Source organism: Pseudomonas sp. NBRC 111132, assembly GCF_001320565.1.
GTDB lineage: Bacteria > Pseudomonadota > Gammaproteobacteria > Pseudomonadales > Pseudomonadaceae > Aquipseudomonas > Aquipseudomonas putida_P.
Genome location: NZ_BCBI01000008.1, coordinates 84,398 through 100,816, shown reverse-complemented (window position 1 = coordinate 100,816; position 16,419 = coordinate 84,398). Strand labels below are relative to the sequence as shown.

15 protein-coding genes are annotated in these 16,419 nt (G+C 64.3%); 3 read left to right on the top strand and 12 right to left on the bottom strand.

Annotated features, from left to right (window positions below; all coding sequences use genetic code 11):
- Position 1: 1 nt before the first annotated feature.
- The 5 genes from APH35_RS06030 to APH35_RS06010 all read right to left on the bottom strand — a co-directional run bounded on the left by APH35_RS06030 (position 2) and on the right by APH35_RS06010 (position 6,283).
- Positions 2–1,327 carry an MFS transporter gene (locus tag APH35_RS06030; protein WP_012272860.1) on the bottom strand — a complete coding sequence of 442 codons (1,326 nt, stop codon included), beginning with the start codon at positions 1,325–1,327 and terminating at the stop codon, positions 2–4.
- Between the two features lie 379 nt (positions 1,328–1,706).
- Positions 1,707–3,389 carry an FAD-dependent oxidoreductase gene (locus APH35_RS06025; RefSeq protein WP_060514408.1) on the bottom strand — a complete coding sequence of 561 codons (1,683 nt, stop codon included), beginning with the start codon at positions 3,387–3,389 and terminating at the stop codon, positions 1,707–1,709.
- A 41-nt stretch (positions 3,390–3,430) separates the two neighbouring features.
- Entirely contained in the window at positions 3,431–3,751 is a 321-nt protein-coding gene (locus tag APH35_RS06020; RefSeq protein WP_012272840.1) for an NIPSNAP family protein, read from the bottom strand.
- A complete protein-coding gene (locus APH35_RS06015) occupies positions 3,736–5,469 on the bottom strand; it encodes an FAD-dependent oxidoreductase (protein ID WP_060514407.1) in 1,734 nt (577 codons plus the stop codon). The genes APH35_RS06020 and APH35_RS06015 overlap by 16 nt, the downstream gene beginning before the upstream one ends.
- A gap of 4 nt (positions 5,470–5,473) precedes the next feature.
- Positions 5,474–6,283: a shikimate dehydrogenase family protein gene (locus APH35_RS06010; RefSeq protein WP_012272838.1), complete on the bottom strand. Its 810-nt coding sequence runs from the start codon at positions 6,281–6,283 to the stop codon at positions 5,474–5,476.
- 155 nt (positions 6,284–6,438) lie between these two features.
- On the opposite strand from APH35_RS06010, the gene APH35_RS06005 reads away from it, so the two are divergent.
- On the top strand, positions 6,439–7,209 hold the full coding sequence (locus APH35_RS06005; protein ID WP_012272837.1) for an IclR family transcriptional regulator: 771 nt from the start codon (positions 6,439–6,441) through the stop codon (positions 7,207–7,209).
- Positions 7,210–7,260: 51 nt separating this feature from the next.
- Here APH35_RS06005 and APH35_RS06000 read toward each other — a convergent pair whose 3' ends face one another.
- The gene (locus tag APH35_RS06000; protein ID WP_012272836.1) at positions 7,261–7,935 is read right to left on the bottom strand and encodes a GntR family transcriptional regulator; all 675 of its coding nucleotides are present in this window, start codon (positions 7,933–7,935) and stop codon (positions 7,261–7,263) included.
- Positions 7,936–8,215: 280 nt separating this feature from the next.
- Between APH35_RS06000 and APH35_RS05995 the strand changes: the two genes are divergently transcribed.
- Both APH35_RS05995 and APH35_RS05990 read left to right on the top strand, forming a co-directional pair.
- A complete protein-coding gene (locus APH35_RS05995; RefSeq protein WP_012272835.1) occupies positions 8,216–9,538 on the top strand; it encodes an MFS transporter in 1,323 nt (440 codons plus the stop codon).
- Between the two features lie 13 nt (positions 9,539–9,551).
- Positions 9,552–10,292: an aldolase gene (locus APH35_RS05990; protein ID WP_060493691.1), complete on the top strand. Its 741-nt coding sequence runs from the start codon at positions 9,552–9,554 to the stop codon at positions 10,290–10,292.
- A gap of 56 nt (positions 10,293–10,348) precedes the next feature.
- Here APH35_RS05990 and APH35_RS05985 read toward each other — a convergent pair whose 3' ends face one another.
- The 6 genes from APH35_RS05985 to APH35_RS05960 all read right to left on the bottom strand — a co-directional run bounded on the left by APH35_RS05985 (position 10,349) and on the right by APH35_RS05960 (position 16,415).
- Positions 10,349–11,593 (bottom strand): OprD family porin, encoded by a 1,245-nt coding sequence (locus APH35_RS05985; RefSeq protein ID WP_060514406.1) that lies wholly within the window; start codon positions 11,591–11,593, stop codon positions 10,349–10,351.
- Positions 11,594–11,787: 194 nt separating this feature from the next.
- The gene (locus APH35_RS05980) at positions 11,788–12,831 is read right to left on the bottom strand and encodes a polyamine ABC transporter substrate-binding protein (protein ID WP_012272832.1); all 1,044 of its coding nucleotides are present in this window, start codon (positions 12,829–12,831) and stop codon (positions 11,788–11,790) included.
- Positions 12,828–13,964 carry an NAD(P)/FAD-dependent oxidoreductase gene (locus APH35_RS05975; RefSeq protein ID WP_012272831.1) on the bottom strand — a complete coding sequence of 379 codons (1,137 nt, stop codon included), beginning with the start codon at positions 13,962–13,964 and terminating at the stop codon, positions 12,828–12,830. Before APH35_RS05975 ends, APH35_RS05980 begins: the two co-directional genes overlap by 4 nt.
- The gene (locus APH35_RS05970) at positions 13,961–15,319 is read right to left on the bottom strand and encodes an FAD/NAD(P)-dependent oxidoreductase (protein ID WP_060514405.1); all 1,359 of its coding nucleotides are present in this window, start codon (positions 15,317–15,319) and stop codon (positions 13,961–13,963) included. Before APH35_RS05970 ends, APH35_RS05975 begins: the two co-directional genes overlap by 4 nt.
- Positions 15,316–15,606: a (2Fe-2S)-binding protein gene (locus APH35_RS05965; RefSeq protein ID WP_012272829.1), complete on the bottom strand. Its 291-nt coding sequence runs from the start codon at positions 15,604–15,606 to the stop codon at positions 15,316–15,318. Before APH35_RS05965 ends, APH35_RS05970 begins: the two co-directional genes overlap by 4 nt.
- Before the next feature lie 14 nt (positions 15,607–15,620).
- Entirely contained in the window at positions 15,621–16,415 is a 795-nt protein-coding gene (locus APH35_RS05960) for an ABC transporter permease (RefSeq protein WP_019471212.1), read from the bottom strand.
- Between the last annotated feature and the right edge of the window lie 4 nt (positions 16,416–16,419).

Genomic DNA, 16,419 nt, shown 5'->3' with positions numbered 1-16,419 from the left:
CTCAGGCGCTCTCGACCTTGCGCGGTGCCATGAAGTACATCCACACCAGCGCCAGGAAGTACATGGCCGGGATCATGGTGAACAGCACGGCATAGTTGTTGTGGGTAGCGGTCAACACGCTGCCGACGATTTGCGTCATGAACATCCCGCCAATCGCCGCGCACATGCTGCCAAACCCGAACACCGTGCTCACCAGGTGCTTGGGTGTGTAGTCCATCACCAGGCTCCAGATGTTCGCCGTCCACGCCTGGTGCGCGCCCACGGCCAGCGAGATGGCGGCCACTGCAACCCAAAGGCCACTGGCGTTGGCGGCAAAGATGACGCTGAGCATGGTGCAGGCGAAGATCAGCATCGACACCAGCCGCGCAGTCGTGGCACGCACGCCACGGCCAATCAGCCACGACGACAAGATGCCACCACCGATGCTGCCAAAGTCCGCCGTCAGCCAGATGATGATCAGCGGGATGCCCATCTGGGTCACGTTGATGCCCAGGCTGTACTGCTGGTTGAGGAATGGCGGCAGCCAGTACAGGTAGAACCAGAACACCGGTGCGGTAATCGCATAGGCCACTGCAAACGCCCAGGTGCCACGCAGGCGCAGGATACGGCTGAACGGCACGCGGGTCGGCTCGGGCTCGTCGTCCTGCTGGATGTACTGCACCTCGCTCTGGCGCACGCTGGGGTGGTCTTCGGGGTTGTAGTACTTCAGCACCCACAGCACCACCCATACCAGGCCCAGGCTGCCCATGGCGATGAACGCGGCCTGCCAGCCCCACACGGCGAGGATCAGCGGCAGCAGGGCCGGGGTGACCATGGCACCGACGTTGGTGCCGGCGTTGAACAACCCGGTGGCAATCGCTCGCTCACCCGCTGGGAACCACAGGCGCACGGTCTTGACGCAAGCCGGGTAGTTGGCGGCCTCGGTCAGACCGAGGATGAAGCGGCACACCATGAAACCTGCCGCCGAGGTAGCCAGGCCATGGGCACCGGTGGCCAGGCTCCACAGCAGCACGGCGAAGAAGAAGGCGCGTTTGACCCCGACTTTGTCGATCAGCCGGCCCTGCAGCAGAAAGCCGATGGCGTAACCGACCTGGAACCAGAAATTGATGTTGGCGTAGTCCATCGCCGTCCAGCTCATTTCCTTGGCCAGCACGGGCTGCATGATGCCAAGGGCGGCGCGGTCGATGTAGTTCAGGGTGGTGGCGAAGAACACCAGGGCAAGCATGCCCCAACGGGTTTTGCCGACGCCGAAGGCGCCGCGAAGCTTGTCGCCGATCGAACCCTGGGACATCCGGGGTGCGGCGGGGGTGATCTTGGAGTGGTTCATAAACTGCTCGTTTCTTGAAATTGTATTCAGCTGCGGTGCTACGGGTACGTGACCGGTTCCCAGGCAGGGGGGCACGCAAGGCCGGTGCATGGTGAGCAGTGAAGGCGGCAGCGTCAATTCAAGAGACGGGCTACTGTTCGGTTACCGAACGGTTGCGTTGGCCTGCGGGCGCGGCAGGGATTCACGTCAATAAAGGGTAGAAGGCTTTGAGCCTTGTTGCTGGATGGGCGCAGTTTTGATGAGAAGGGCAGGCTGCCCATTACCCAGCAGCCGTTCAAGGGCTTCCGTTTACCGCGAGGGTTGTTGCAACAGCCACTCAAGGTTGCTCAGATGGAGTAACCCTATGAGTAGCCGTTTCGAAAATCAGGCCTCGCTGTGGTCATATTGAGCTCAAGCCACTCAATGCTCTCCCGGCCAGATACCCAAAGGTCATCCCCGGCCCAAGGGTAATACCGCCGCTCGGGTAGTGCCCACCCATCACGCTGTGCATGTCGTTACCCACTGCAAACAGCCCGGGTATCGGCTGCCCCGCGTGGTCCAGCACGCGGGCCGAGGCGTCTGTGCCCAGGCCGGCGAAGGTGCCAAGGCTGCCTGGCAGCAGTTTTACCGCGTAAAACGGCCCCTTCAGCAGCGGACGCAACGATGGGTTGGGCACTTGCAGCGGTTCGCCCTGGGCCTGGTTGTATGCCGATACTCCTCGCTGGAAAGCAGGGTCTCTACCTTGGGCTGCATATTGGTTGAAGCCTTCTACCGTGCGCTGCAACTGCGCAGCGTCGATCCCACAGCGCTGCGCCAATTGCGCCAGGGTAGCGCCGTTGTGCAAATAGCCACTGCGCTGATAGAAGCGGGTAGGGAAGGGAAACGGTTTGGCCCACCCAATGCCATAGCGCCGTTGCGCAGTGTGGTCACAGATCAGCCAGGCCTCTGGCCGCTCGCCTTGCGGCGTGGCGGCGAACAGCGCGTTCATGAAATCGTGGTAGCAATCGGCTTCGTTGACGAAGCGCCGGCCATCGCGGCGCACGGCAATGAACCCGGGCTTGGCGCGGTCGATCAAGTGCGGGAAATGACCGAAACCGCCATCGCGTCGCGGCACCCGCGACACAGGTGCCCACGCGCCACTATGGACCGCAGTGGTGGGTACCAGGCCACCGGCCTGTTCGCCCAGGCGCAAACCGTCTCCGCTGTTTTCCCTGGGCGCAGCGGAATAATGCTGGTCACCGTCCGGCGCGTGCGGCATCAGCTGCGCGATGCGCTGGCGGTCATGCGGGAAGCCGCCGCAGGCCAACACCACACCACGGCGGGCATGGATGACCTGGCCATCGGCGAACAGTGCGCCGCTGACCCGCCCTTCGCCCAGCAAGCGGCTGGCGGGTTTGTCGGTCAGCAAGTTCACGCCGAGGTCGAGGGCGCTGCGCAGCAGGCGCGCCACCAGCGCGTTGCCGTTGACCAATTGCAGCCCGCGACGGTGCAGCAGCAGGTCGCGCCCATGACGCAACAGGCGTTTGCCCACATGCAGCGCCGCCTTGGGCGAGCGGGTGGCGTTGAAGAAGGCGGCCATGTCGGCGCCCCCGGCAACGCCCATGCCGGCCAGGCTGACGATATCCAGCGGCGGGCGCAGCTTGTGCAGCCAAGGCCCGAGCAGGCGACCGTCATAGGGCAGCGCACACAGCGAGCGCCCGCCGCGTGCACTGCCATCGCCTTCACGCATGTCGGGCATACGGCTACCGCACTGGAACTGCACGGCAGTGTGTTGCTGGAAGAACGCCACCATCTCCGGGCCATGGCGCAGGAACGCGCGTTGGCGTGGGTCCAGCGCGCGGGTGTGGGTTTGCGCTCGTAAGTAACGCTCCGGGGCATCGTCGTTTTCAAGGATGCCCTCGGCGATGGCCAGCGGGTTGCGTGGTATCCACAACCAGCCCCCCGACCAGGCGCTGGTGCCGCCCAGCTGGCTGGCTTTTTCCGCCACGATCACTTGCAGGCCGTGATGTGCGGCGGTTACGGCGGCAGCCAGGCCAGAGGCGCCGGCGCCGATGACGAGTACGTCACAGTCGAGGGGTTGCATGGAAGGGGTCCACTCAGGCATGGGAAGAGGTGGCGTGCGGTTTATTGCAGCGGTGAGAAGCCGGTCGGCCGCAGCAGCCGCGATTGCAGGCGCTGTACCGCACCCAGCTCGCGGTTGCGCCGCGAGAACTCCGCCCAGCGCGGGTCTGCCGCCATGGCTGCGCGGCGAGCCATGCGCTCGTCGAGGCTGGCGTAGCCCCAGATGTGCACCACCTGGTTGACGTCGCCGAACTCACTGGTGAAAAAACCGACCAGGTTGCCCAGGTGTTCGCTTTGCACTTCCAGCGCATGGCTTTGGTACAGGGCCAGCCAGTCGGCCATTTTCAGTGGGTCGAGGGTGTAGGTTCTCAGTTCGTAGTACATGCTGGGGTCTCCGTGTGGGCAGTCGGCGCCTGCAGGCGCGCGGTGATGTGGTTGGCAGCGAGCCAGCCGAAGGTGAGGGCAGGGCCCAAGGTGATGCCGGGGCCGGGGTAGGTACCCTTCATCAATGAGTTCATGTCGTTGCCGACCGCATACAGCCCGGTGATGGGCTGGCCGCTACGGTTCAACACGTTGGCATCGGCGTTGGTCACCAGGCCGCGGGCAGAGCCGAGGTCGCCGGTGTGGATGCGGATGGCGTAGAACGGCCCACTGCTCAATGGCGCCAGGCAGGGGTTGGGCGTGTGTTGCGGGTCGCCCATGTAGCGGTTGTAGCGGTTGCTGCCTTTGCCGAACGCGCGGTCGATGCCATTGCGGGCATCGGCATTGAACTGCTCGAGGGTTTGCGCAAACACCTGTGGGTCGACGCCGATGGCCTGGGCCAGGGCTTGTGGTGTTGAGGCCCGGTACAAGTAGCCGGCGTCGATCAACGCCTGGTTGTTCACCGGCTTTGGCCGCGCCAGACCCAGCCCGTAGCGATTCATCGCTTCGGCATCGCAGACCAGCCAGCAACTGGCAATGCTGTTGGCGAACATGGTCTGCACAAAATGGTGGTAGGAGTCGGATTCGTTGACGAAGCGCCGCCCGGCCGGGTCGATCGCAATCACGCCAGGTTTGGCGCGGTCGGTGACCAGGTGGGGGAAGCGTTCACGCTCACCCCCGGCGTGGCGCAGTTCGGAAACCGGCGCCCAGAAGAAGTTGGCCGCCAGGCCCTCGCCCTCGGCTGCTGCCACGGCCTGGCAAAGGCGCAGGGCGGCACCGTCGTTGGCCGGCGGTGACATGGTCAGGTGCGGCGCCTCTTGGGGCGGTCTGTAGTTGGCGGCCAGTGCGCCAGCAGCGAACCCGCCCATTGCGCACACCACGCCACCACGAGCAGATACCCGCACACGACGGCCCTCGCGCTGTACAACTACGCCAGTGACTACGCCGCGCTCGACGATCAACTCCACGGCTTCGCTGCGCAACCAAAGCTGCGTGCCGTTGGCAAAAGCGCTGGTGGCGAGGCGGGCGATCAATGCATTGCCGGTGGTAAGCCGCGTGCCACGCGGGTGCTGCAGGCGGTCCCGCGCGTAACGCGCCATCAGTTTCAGGCAGTGCCACAGCGACCTGGGCGAGCGGCGAATGCTCAGGAAATGCTGGATATCCACGCGGTTGACCATCATGCCGCCGAACAGCAGCATCCCGGGCGGGGGCATCTGCAGGTCTTTGAAGCGTGCGCCGAGGTGCTTGCCATCGTACTCGACCATTTCCAGCGCGCGACCGAACTGAGTGGCACCGGGGGCATCGGGATAGTAGTCGGGCGAGTGTGGGCGCAGGGCATAGCGCAACTCGGTGTTCTGCTCCAGCCAGCGCAGCGCCTGGTGGCCTTGTTCGATGAAGGCGTTACCCAGAAGAGGGTCGTAGCCGTCGCCGATCACCTGCTTGAGGTAGGTGCGCATGGCCTCGGGGGAGTCCTTGGCTCCGGCGGCGCGGGCTTGATCGGTGCCGTATAGCCACACCGCACCGCCAGATATCGCCGAGGTACCGCCAAAGTGCTCGGCCTTTTCCACCACCAGGACCTTCAGCCCACGGCGGGCCGCCGTGGCGGCAGCGGCAAAGCCACCGGCGCCGCTGCCCAGTACCACCAGGTCGAAGCGGTGTTGCGTGTCGTCAGTGGTCGCCATGGTTTCAGATCTCCAGCGGCGTTACGCCCATGAAGGCGCCAAGGTGGCCGAGTTGGGCGAAGGCCATTTCCGGGCCGGTCTGGATCGCGCAGCCTACTTGGCGTGCGCGGTTCAGCAACGGGGTGATCTCGGGCGAAGTGACCACGTCGGCTACCAGGGTGTCGGGCTGTAGAGTGGCCACTAGGGCGGCGGACAGTGGCAGTTCCGCACTGTTGCCCATGCCGACAGGCGAGGCGTTGGCCACCAGGTCGAAATCTTCCAGCCCACTGAACTGCGTGCTGATCGTAAGCCCGGGGAAGGCGCTGCCGAGCAATTCGCACACCGCACCCATGCGCGCTGTGCTGGGGTCGCTGAGGGTGATGCTGGCAATACCTGCCTCGCCCAGTGCATAGGCGATGGCACTGCCAACACCGCCGCAACCGATCACCAAGGCCCGCTTGCCCGCTGGCTCGAAACCATGCTTGCGCGCAGCGCCCAGGAAGCCTGCGCCGTCCACGTTGTCGCCCAGCAGGCGCCCGTCGCGCTCGCGACGTATCACATTGACCGAGCCCAGGGCCGCTGCGCGTTCGCTCAGGCCGTCCAGGCGGTTGGCCAGGGCCTGCTTGTACGGCACGGTGACCACACAGCCGCGCAGGTTCTGCCAGCCGCGCAGGGTGCCGGCAAAGCTGTCCAACGCTGCCTCATGCAGGTCGATGGGCAGCATGGCGAGGTTGCAATTGTTGTGGGTGAACCAAGTGTTGAAGTTTTCCGGGGACTTCACCTGGGCGATGGGCGAACCGACGATGGCGACCAGTTCAGTGGAACCACGAATCATGCTGACCTCCTTATTGGCGTTGTTATGGCGGCAAGGGTGGGCCAGAGGGGCGTGGGTAACAATGCGCTCATCGGGTATTTAGTGCGATAATCGCAACCATGAGCCGGTTATCGCAGTAATCGGCTGTTTTTGTCCCCTGCTTGCGAGCCGAATGCATGAGCACACCCGCTATTCACCCCCGTGACCTGATCGCGGGCTTGCAGAAAGGCCTGGCGCTGATGCAACTGTTCAGTGCCGAGCAGCCACGCCTGAGCGTGCCCCAGGCAGCCAGGCTGTCCGGCCTTACGCCCAGCGCTGCACGGCGCTTTCTGCTGACCTTGGTACATGAAGGCTTTGCCGAAACGGACAGCCGTGAGTACTGGTTGACGCCCAAGGCCTTGCGCCTTGGCCAGGCGTATGTCGACTCGGCGCAACTGCCGCGCATGCTGCGGCCGATTGTGGAGCAGGTAGCGCGGCAGACGCAGGAGCATGTATCGGTGGGTACCCGCGATGGTGACGAGATCATCCACCTGGTGCGCAGCCGCTACAGCCATGTGGCGTCGTTGTCGATCAGGCCGGGCTCTCGGGTGCCGATGCATTGCACGGCCGGTGGGCGGGTTTGGCTGGCCTGGCTGGATGAGGCGGACCGGGATGAGTACTTCGTGCGTAACCCGCTGCGTGCGTTGACGCCTTACACGCAGACTGACCGGGCACAGCTGGAGGCTGCGTTGCAGCGGGTGAAGGCGCAGGGTTTCTGCATCGTTGATCAGGAGTATGAAATCGGCATGCGGGTACTGGGTGTGCCGTTGCTGGACCGGGCCGGTCAGTTGAAAGCAACGCTGACCATCACGACCCATGCATCACGGCTTAGCGTGGATGAGGTACGGCTGCGCTACTTACCGGCACTGTACGAGGCGCAGGCGCTGCTTCGACCCGTGCTGGATTGAAATGGCCCGGCGGGGGCGTTTCATCGGCTTTTTACAGGGCTAACCCACCCATCAGGCGTTCCCCTGCACCCACTGCACCAGCCGCTCGCCATCGTAGGCATTGTGCTGCCAGGCCAGTTCGCCGGCAGTCTCGCTCTCGCCCTTGAGGATCGCCTGCACAAAGGCCTGATGCTGCTCCAGGATGGTCTCGGGGCTGGTATGCATCAGCAGGTTGGTGGTGTTGATGACCCAGCGCACTTGCTGCTGTACCAGTGCGTACTGGCGGATCAGACGCTGGTGGCCGGTACCTTCGATAATGGCCTGGTGCAGGGTGAAGTCGCATTGGTTGATGGCCTTGCGTGTCCCTTTGGCACAGGCCTTCTGCAGCGCCAGAAACGCCGCTTCGATCGCCTGCAGCACCTGCGCATCGCCTTGCTTGGCCACCAGTGTGGCGGCCAGCCGTTCCAGGCTGCCACGCAGCGTCCAGATTTCCCAGATGTCGTCGGCTGTCAGCTCAGCCACTTGCCAGCCCACATACGGCGTCTGCACCACGATCCCCTCTGTCGCCAACCGGTTTAGGCCGGTGCGCAAGGTGCCGCGGGCGATGCCCAACTGATCGGCAAGTGCCGTTTCGGTAATGCGCTCACCGGGCTTCAGATGCCCCGACAAGATCGATTCACGAAGGCTTTCGGTGGCTTGTTGTTCTGCAGAAAGCTTCGAAACCGGCCGAAGCTGGATGGATTTCATAGACACAGGTCCTGGTGGCGATACGCCCACATATAGCATTCGCCGCCGTTGGCTGTACACCCGGCCGCTCGCACGCGCGCACGGGTTGAGCAGAAACCTTTGGCACGCAGCAGCCAACCTGCTGAAATTACTACCGTTAATTGTTGATTGTTGACAATCAGCAATGTTCGGCCTAGCGTTTCACCGAGCCAGGCCTGGCCAGCGAGACATAACAACAACGACAGCAGTACCTATTCATCAATGCCTACAACTAGAACAAACGTGCATACAAGGTGAAAACATGAAAGAGGCGATCCTTGATGGGGCAGAGCGTGCGCCGGCCCATCAACTCGATGCGATTTACCGCAAGATGTCACTGCGGCTGATTCCGTTTCTGTTCGTTTGCTATGTGCTGGCCTACTTCGCCAGGATCAACGTCAGCTTCGCCAAGCTGGACATGCTGGCTGACCTGCATATCTCCGAAACCGCCTACGGTCTGGGCGCGGGTATTTTCTTCCTGGGCTACCTGGTGTTCGCCGTGCCCAGCAACATGATGCTGGAGCGTGTCGGTGCGCGGCGCTGGATCGGTTTCATCATGGTGGCCTGGGGGTGTCTGACTTCGCTGATGATGTTCATCGAGCAGGCCAGCACCTTCTATGCCCTGCGTTTTCTGATTGGTGTGGCTGAAGCCGGGTTCTTTCCGGGCATCATCTTCTACTTCACGCGCTGGTTCCCCAGCGAGCGGCGCGGGCGGGTCATTGCCTTGTTCATGGCTGCTATTCCGCTATCGGGGATCATTGGAGGGCCGCTGTCGGGCTGGATCATGTCAGCCATGCGGCATGCACCCATGGGCGTGGCGAGCTGGCAATGGCTGTTTCTGTTGTATGGCCTGCCCACTGTCGTGGTTGGTCTGTTGGTCAAACGCTGCCTGCCAGACAGTTACCAGGACGCGAACTTCCTTAGCGCGGCAGAAAAGCGCTTGGTGGGGGACGAACTGACCAGGGATGCCATGCGTCGACCGTCGAGCGCGCAGCGCAGGTCGCTGAGCAGCTTTCTGTTCTCACCGGTGATCTGGTATTTCAGCCTGGTGTACTTCCTGATCGAAATGGGCGAGTACGCCCTGGGTTTCTGGATGCCGACCATCATCCGCAACGCCGGCTTCGACGACTTGCAGTCGGTCGGCCTGCTGACGGCCATTCCTTACCTGGTCGCCAGCGGCGTGATGATCTACATCGGGCGTTCGGCCGACCTGCGCAACGAGCGCAAATGGCACCTGGCGATTCCACTGTTCATTGGCATGGTTGGCCTGATCATCGCTGCGCACTTCGCCCACAGTGGCGTGCTGGCCATGCTCGGGCTGACCTTGGCCACCTGCGGGGTGATGGCCTCCTTCCCTATCTTCTGGACCGTACCCACTGCGCTGTTGGGGGCCAATGCCGCCGCCGGCGTGGCGCTGATCAACTCGATCGGCAACCTGGCCGGCTTTTTCAGCCCGTTCCTGGTGGGCTGGACCGTGGACTTGACCCATAGCACCGACCTTTCGCTGTACGTGGTGGCGGGTTGTGCGTTCCTCGGCGCGGTGCTGTTCGTGCTCGTGCCTAACCGTTTCGGCAGCAGCCAATAAGGAGAAACGACCTATGCAAGCCGTTCAAAGCCTGGAGCAAGACCTGTACAACCAGCCTGAAGTCGCGCGGTTGCGCGAGCAACTGGCGCTGGCCCTGCGCGCCGCCGCCCACCATGGCCTTGCAGAAGGCGTGTGCAACCACTTCAGCGTGACCTTGCCGGGCCGGCCCGACCTGTTTCTGCTCAACCCGCGCGGCCTGATGTGGGAAGAAGTGCAGGCTGACGACATCGTCATGGTCGATGACTTCGGCAAGCGCCTTGCGGGGCGTCATGAAATCGAACCGACGGCGATGTTCATCCATGCCGCGATCCACCGTGTGGCGCGCAAAACCTGCGTACTGCACACGCACATGCCGCACGCCACTGCGCTAAGCCTGACCGAGGCCCGAGCCCTGGACACCACGCTGTCGCAGAATGCCATGCGCTTTCACGACCGCCTGGTAATCGACGACCAATACAACGGCTTTGCCCTGGACCATCGCGAGGGGGAGCGTATTGCCCAGGCCATGAATGGGGCAGACATCGTGTTCCTTGGCAACCACGGAGTGGTGGTGTGTGCCGAGCGCATCGATCATGCCTATGACGACCTGTATTACCTGGAGCGGGCGTGTGAGGCGGAAGTGCTGGCGCGCTCGACCGGCCTGAAGCTGAAACCGGCCGACCCGGGCATGGCGCGGAAGGTGGCGGAGCAGGTCGAAGGCGAGCGCTTGCAGTCCGAACTGTTCTTCCTGGCGCTGGGGCGCAAGCTCAAGTAACCCCGGTGCCCCTGTAGGTGCGAGTGAACCTGCGCCTACAGGGCCCTGTCAGGTGGTCAGAACAGGTTGAGCGGATACTCGGTGATTACCCGTACTTCATCGATCTGCCCGCCGCGGTCCGAGCTGCGGTAGCTGGCCTGGCGCACGCGAAACGACAGATCCTTGGCCACGCCAGCCTGTACCACGTAACGCAACTCGACATCGCGTTCCCAGGCCTTGCCATCCAGGTCGCCGCCACTGCCGTTCTTGAAGTCGGTGCCTTTCACGTAGCGGGTCATGAAGCTCAGCCCCGGTGCCCCGTAAGCGGCCAGGTTAAGGTCATAGCGGGCCTGCCAGGATTTCTCGTTCTCGTAGTCGAAGTCCGAGTACTGCACCGAGTTGGCGAAGTTGTACACGGCGTTGCCATCCGGCCCGTACACGTAGTCGCCGGTGCCGGACACCTTCTGGTAGGCGAGGGTGAAGGCATGCGCGCCCAGCGTCCAGGTGCCGCCCAGGCTCCAGATGCGGTTGTCCAGGTCGCCACTGCGGGCCTGACCGATGCTTTGGGTGTCGTAGGCGTTGAAATCCAGCTTCAGTGACTGGCTGGCGCCCAGCGGCAACAGGTAGCGGGTGTTCACGTAGTACTTGCGAAAGTGCTCGGCAGTCTTGGCGTAGTACAGGTTGCTGGAAAGCCGCTCATTGAAGCTGTAGACCCCACCAATGTAGTCGACTGCGGTCATGCGCCCGCTGTCGCGGGACGACTGGTTGCGGTTGGTCAGGCCGGTGAAGTGGCCCGCATCCAACTGCAGGTTGCGGATTTCCTTGCTGGTGAGCGAGAAACCGTCGACGGTCTCTGGCAGCAGGCGGCTGTCGGAGGTGGCCAGCACCGGCACCGCCATCACTTGTGTGCCGTATTTGAGTACGGTGTTGGACGCACGCACTTTCAGCGCCGCACCGGCCTTGCCGATGTCCTGCTTGGCGCCGTGGCTGTCTTGCTCTAGCAGACCAGTGCCGCCACCGGTGCGGCCATCGCCGGTGTCGAGCTTGAAGGCGTACTGGCCGATCAGGTCGATACCGAAACCCAGCGTGCCTTGAGTGAAGCCGGACTGAAAGGTGCCGATGAAACCCTGGGCCCATTCCTCGCCGTAGTTCTGCCGGGCGCCGCTGGCGCGGTTATCACGCTGCATGTACATGTTGCGTGCCTTGATCGACAGCTTGCTGCCTTCGATGAAGCCTGCCGATTCGGATTGCTCGCTGGCCTGCAACAAGGGGCTGGCGGATGCCAGCAAAAGGGCGGTGACACCGAGTGGGTTGATGCTCATTTCATGCTCCGATTGCTTGTTCTAGTTAAGTGGCAGCGTGATGCAAGGGGTGCCTGAGCCGTTTTTCGGGCGTGCAGAAGCCCTATCCGCGCCTTTGCAGGGCAGAGCGACTTTGCGGTTATTGGTGGCTCAAGCGGGTGGTGCGCCCGCTGGCCGGCACCTGGGGGGCCGGCAGCGGGTCAGGGGGCCTCGGCCTATCGCTCGATCTGGCGATTCCAGCGGGCGTTCCATTCCGGGCGTTGGGTGTTGACCTGGTCCCAGTCGATGGTCACCGCCGTTTGCAGGTAGGTTTGCATGGCTTCGACCTGGCCACGGGTCTTGTCGCTGGTCGGGGTGTTGGGGTTGGACGGGATCTGGTCACCCAGCTCCAGCGCCGGTGCTTGCGCCTCGGGGCTGAGCAGGAACTCGGCAAGCTTTTGTGCAAGCTCGGGCTGGTCGTTGTTGGCGGTGACGCACTCGGCCTGGTTGAGCACCACGGCGCCTTCTTTCGGTGCGGCATACTCCACCGGGATGCCCTTGAGCTTCAGCGCGGTCACCTGGGTAGGGGTGAGCGGGAACAACGCGGCTTCGTCGGTTTGCACCATTTCCGACAGCTTGGCCGAGTTGGGGATGTACTCCAGCACGTTCGGGCCAACGTTTTTCTTCCACGCAGTGAAGCCTGGGTTGACGTCGGTATCGCTGCCGCCGTGCAAGCGGTTGTACATCAGGAAACCGTGCAGGCCAAAGGTGGACGAGGCCATCGACTGGAACACCACCTTGTCCTTGAAGCGCGGGTCGGCCAGGTCGTTCCACGAAGTGGGCGCTGCCCAGCCCTTGGCCTTGAACAGGCGGCTGTTGTAGGCAAGCCCGGTCACGCCCAGGCTGACGGCGGCGGCCTTGTCCTTGATCAGGGCCTTTTCCGGCAGTTGGGCCAGCGTCGGGTTGGGCTTGAGCGTGCTGCACAGGCCCATGCCGATGGCGCGGTACATGATGCCGTCATCCAGCACCATCACATGGATCGACGGCTTGTTCGGGGTGGCCTGGACCTTGGCCAGGATGTCGGCCGAAGTACCGGGGACGATCACCACTTTCACCCCGTTGGCCTTCTCGAACTGGGGCAGGATATTGTCGCTGAACAGCCGCTCCATGGTGCCGCCGTTCATGCCCAGGTACAGCGTGGGTTGAGCCATGGCGGGCAGGCAGGCGAACAGGCCGGGCACGGTGCAGAACAGGGCGAGCAAACGTTGCTTGTGCGTCATGACAGGTTTTCCTTGTAGTGGTGGTTGGGCTGAAAACGGTCGATGGAAAAGGCTGCCAGGCTGATTGCCGGCGCGCCATGGAGTACGCATTGCGCCAGGGCCTCGCCAGCTGCCGGGCCAATCTGGAAGCCGGCGCCGGCAAAGCCGAAGCCATGCAGCAGGCCAGGTTGCAGCAGGCTCGGGCCGAGCACCGGTTCGTCATCGGGCAGGTAGCCCTCGGTGCCGCTCCAGGTGCGAATGGCCTGGGCGCCGGCCAATGCCGGGTACAGCTCGGTGGCGTTGCGCAGGATATCGAGTACGGCGGCTTGCCCAGGGCGCGCGGTGGTCGCGGTCAGGGCGAAGCCACGGCCACCGCCCAGCACGCAGTTGCCGCGTGCCACCTGACGGGCGTAGATGCCACCGCCTTCGACCCCGGTGCTGGCGGTCATGAACAGGGGGAGCGGCTCGGTGACCAGCATGGCCGGGTGGGCTGCGCTCAGCGGCACCGGCTCGCCGTATTGCTCGGCCAACTGCGCCGACCAGGCGCCAGCGCAGTTCAGCAGCCAGGGCGCCTTGAAGCACTGGCCTGAGCTGGTGCGCACAGTGAAGCGCTGGCCGTCGTGGTCCACTTCCAGCACCTTGCACTGCTCATGTACCTGGGCGCCGCTGTGCCGGGCGGCCTGGGCGAACGCGGGTGACACCAGGCGAGGGTTGGCGTGGCCATCCTCGGGGCAGTACGAGGCGCCAACGGCGATATCGCCCACCCAGGGGAAGCGCTGGCGCAGTTCGCGGCGCTCCAGCAATTGCAGGCGTAGGTCAAAGGCCTGGGTCCGCCGGGCATAGGCTTTCAAGGCGTCGAAGTCGGTTTCGCTGCGTGCCAGCTTCAGGTGGCCGCTGCGGGCGTATTCGCCATCGATGCCGATCCACTCGCGCAGTTGCCCCCAAATGGCGTGGGCACGCATCGACAACGGCAGTTGCGCCAACGAGCGGCCCTGGCGGCGTACACCGCCGTAGTTCACGCCGCTGGAATGCGAGCCACAGAAGTCGCGCTCCAGCAGCGCCACCTGCTGGCCACTGCGGGCCAGGGTCAAGGCGGCGCTGCTGCCGACGATGCCGCCGCCGACGATGATGGCATCCACTTCGATCAGCGTCATGGCTTGATCTCCAGGCCGAAGGGCAGGGGCTTGATCGGGGCCTGGCCGCGCAGGCGGCCGACCTGGTCAATGGGGCGACCGCTTTCGCAGGCGATCAGTTCGGCGGCGGCTGCACCGCACACGCGGCCCTGGCAACGGCCCATGCCGACCCGGCACATGGCCTTCACCCGGTTTATTTCCCAGTGCCCGGCGCGCACGGCGGTGCGGATTTCGCCAGCGCTGATCTGCTCGCAGCGGCAAACCGTGAGCAGGTCCGGCGCTTGCCGGGCCCACTGCTGCGGGAATGGGAAGGCTTGTTCCAGGCCTTGGCGAAAGCGTTGCAGGGTGGCCAGGCGCTTTTCCAGCTGCTGCTGGCGTTGCGGGTTGCCAGGCTTGCCCAGGTCGGCCAGCAGTGTCAGGGCGGCCAGTTCCCCGGTCATTTCCGCGCCGTCGGCACCGAGGATGCCGGCGCCGTCGCCGGCCAGGTACACGCCTGGGCTGCTGGCGCGGCCTTGGGCATCACGTACCGGTAGCCAGGCGCGGTTGAGGGTATTCCAGGCAAACTGGCAGCCGAGCAGGTCGGCCAACTGGGTTTCACTGCGCAGGGCGTGGGCGAACGCCACGGCGTCGCAGGGCAGGCTGTGCTGCTGGCCATTTCGTGCCCAGCGCACACCGCTGGCGCGGTGCTCACCATTGATACCCAGCAGCGTCACACCCTGATGCACCGGCACGCCCTTGGCGGCCAGCCAGGCGCGGTAGTACAGGCCCTTGGCGAAGGTGCCTGGCTGCAGCAGCAGGCGTGGCAGGGCGCGTACCTGGGCACTGAACGGCGATGTATCGAGCACGGCGCTGACCGTGGCGCCGGCCTTGGCGTACTGGTAGGCCACCAGGTACAGCAGCGGCCCGCTGCCCGCCAGCACCACCCGCTCACCGATGGCGCAGCCCTGGAACTTCAGGGCAATCTGTGCGGCGCCCAGGGTGTACACCCCGGGCAAGGTCCAGCCAGGGATAGGCAACACGCGGTCGGTGGCGCCAGTGGCGACGATCACTCGGTCGAAGGCCAGCCGGTCGGCCAACTGGCCCTGCTGCAAGGTGTCCAGCACCTGCTGCTCGGCGTTCCACACCAGGGTTTCCGGGCGGTAGTCGATCTGCCCGCGCAACTGCTCAAGTGTGCTGTGCAGGGCCTGTGCCTTGCCGGCCTCAAAGCCATACAAGGCTTTGGCCGGGCGGCGAAAGTTGGCCGGCTGCTGGCGATAGATCTGCCCACCGCCACGGCTGGCTTCGTCCAGCAGCACTGGGTGTACGCCGTGGGCCACCAAGGTTTGCGCGGCGCGGATACCGGCAGGGCCGGCACCGATGATGACGATTGCACTCATGGTCGGCGCCCCGGATCACGGCTCACGCAGTGGCCTGGCTCAAGGAACGTCGAGCAGGCGCGCACCCGGCGGCCGTCCTGCAGGCGTACCCAGCAGTCCTGGCAGGCGCCCATCAGGCAGAACCCGGCGCGTGGCTCGGCGCTGAAGTCACTACCGCGCAGGTGCTCCGAATGGGTCAGGATGGCCGTCAGCAGGGTGTCGCCGTGCATGCCCTGGGCCGGCTGGCCGTCGAGCAGGAAGGGCACAGGCTCGCGGTCGTGTTCGGCCACGCGCTTGAACAGGGGCATAAGGGCATTCCTTGTCATTGCTTGCCCACCAGCACGCGGTCCAGGCCGTATACCCGGTCCAGGGCGATCATGGTCAGGGCGGTGACGGCGATCACCAGGGCCGAAACGGCGGCCATCATCGGGTCGATCGACTCGGTGGCGTATACGTACATGCGTACAGGCAGCGTTTGGGTGGCGGGCGAGGTGACGAAGATCGACAGGGTCACTTCGTCGAAACTGTTGATGAACGCCAGCAGCCAGCCACCGGCCACGCCCGGCAGGATCATCGGCAGTGTCACTTTGCAGAACAGCGTGATGCGGCCGGCGCCCAGGCTTTGTGCGGCCTGCTCGGCGCTGCGGTCGATGCCGATGGCTGCAGCCAGTACCAGGCGCAGCACGTAGGGCGTGATCACCACCACGTGGGCGAACACCAGCCAGGCAAAGCTGCCATTGACCCCCAGCAGGGCGAACAGCCGCAGCAGCGCTACGCCCAGCACCAGGTGCGGGATGATGATCGGCGACAGCAGCAGGCCGTTGACAAAACCTTGGCCAGGGAAGCTGTAGCGGGTCAGCGCCAGGCCCGCCGGCACGGCGATCAGGGTGGCCAACGAGGCCGCCAGGGCGGCGAGTTTCAGGCTGTTGTAGAACGCGTCAAGGAAGTCGGCGCGCTCGAACACGGCGCTGAACCAGCGCAGCGAGAAGCCAGCGGTGGGCAGGCTCAGGGTGTTTTCCGGGGTAAATGCCACCAGGCACACCACCACCAGCGGGGCGAGCATGAACAGCATCACCAGGGCGTGAAAAGACAGGGCCAACGGGCCGTTACGGGTCATCGGT

Bases quoted from the DNA above. Each gene is read 5' to 3' on its own strand.
- APH35_RS06030 (WP_012272860.1), bottom strand. From the start codon at position 1,327: ATGAACCACTCCAAGATCACCCCCGCCGCACCCCGGATGTCCCAGGGT.
- APH35_RS06025 (WP_060514408.1), bottom strand. From the start codon at position 3,389: ATGCAACCCCTCGACTGTGACGTACTCGTCATCGGCGCCGGCGCCTCT.
- APH35_RS06020 (WP_012272840.1), bottom strand. From the start codon at position 3,751: ATGTACTACGAACTGAGAACCTACACCCTCGACCCACTGAAAATGGCC.
- APH35_RS06015 (WP_060514407.1), bottom strand. From the start codon at position 5,469: ATGGCGACCACTGACGACACGCAACACCGCTTCGACCTGGTGGTACTG.
- APH35_RS06010 (WP_012272838.1), bottom strand. From the start codon at position 6,283: ATGATTCGTGGTTCCACTGAACTGGTCGCCATCGTCGGTTCGCCCATC.
- APH35_RS06005 (WP_012272837.1), top strand. From the start codon at position 6,439: ATGAGCACACCCGCTATTCACCCCCGTGACCTGATCGCGGGCTTGCAG.
- APH35_RS06000 (WP_012272836.1), bottom strand. From the start codon at position 7,935: ATGAAATCCATCCAGCTTCGGCCGGTTTCGAAGCTTTCTGCAGAACAA.
- APH35_RS05995 (WP_012272835.1), top strand. From the start codon at position 8,216: ATGAAAGAGGCGATCCTTGATGGGGCAGAGCGTGCGCCGGCCCATCAA.
- APH35_RS05990 (WP_060493691.1), top strand. From the start codon at position 9,552: ATGCAAGCCGTTCAAAGCCTGGAGCAAGACCTGTACAACCAGCCTGAA.
- APH35_RS05985 (WP_060514406.1), bottom strand. From the start codon at position 11,593: ATGAGCATCAACCCACTCGGTGTCACCGCCCTTTTGCTGGCATCCGCC.
- APH35_RS05980 (WP_012272832.1), bottom strand. From the start codon at position 12,831: ATGACGCACAAGCAACGTTTGCTCGCCCTGTTCTGCACCGTGCCCGGC.
- APH35_RS05975 (WP_012272831.1), bottom strand. From the start codon at position 13,964: ATGACGCTGATCGAAGTGGATGCCATCATCGTCGGCGGCGGCATCGTC.
- APH35_RS05970 (WP_060514405.1), bottom strand. From the start codon at position 15,319: ATGAGTGCAATCGTCATCATCGGTGCCGGCCCTGCCGGTATCCGCGCC.
- APH35_RS05965 (WP_012272829.1), bottom strand. From the start codon at position 15,606: ATGCCCCTGTTCAAGCGCGTGGCCGAACACGACCGCGAGCCTGTGCCC.
- APH35_RS05960 (WP_019471212.1), bottom strand. From the start codon at position 16,415: ATGACCCGTAACGGCCCGTTGGCCCTGTCTTTTCACGCCCTGGTGATG.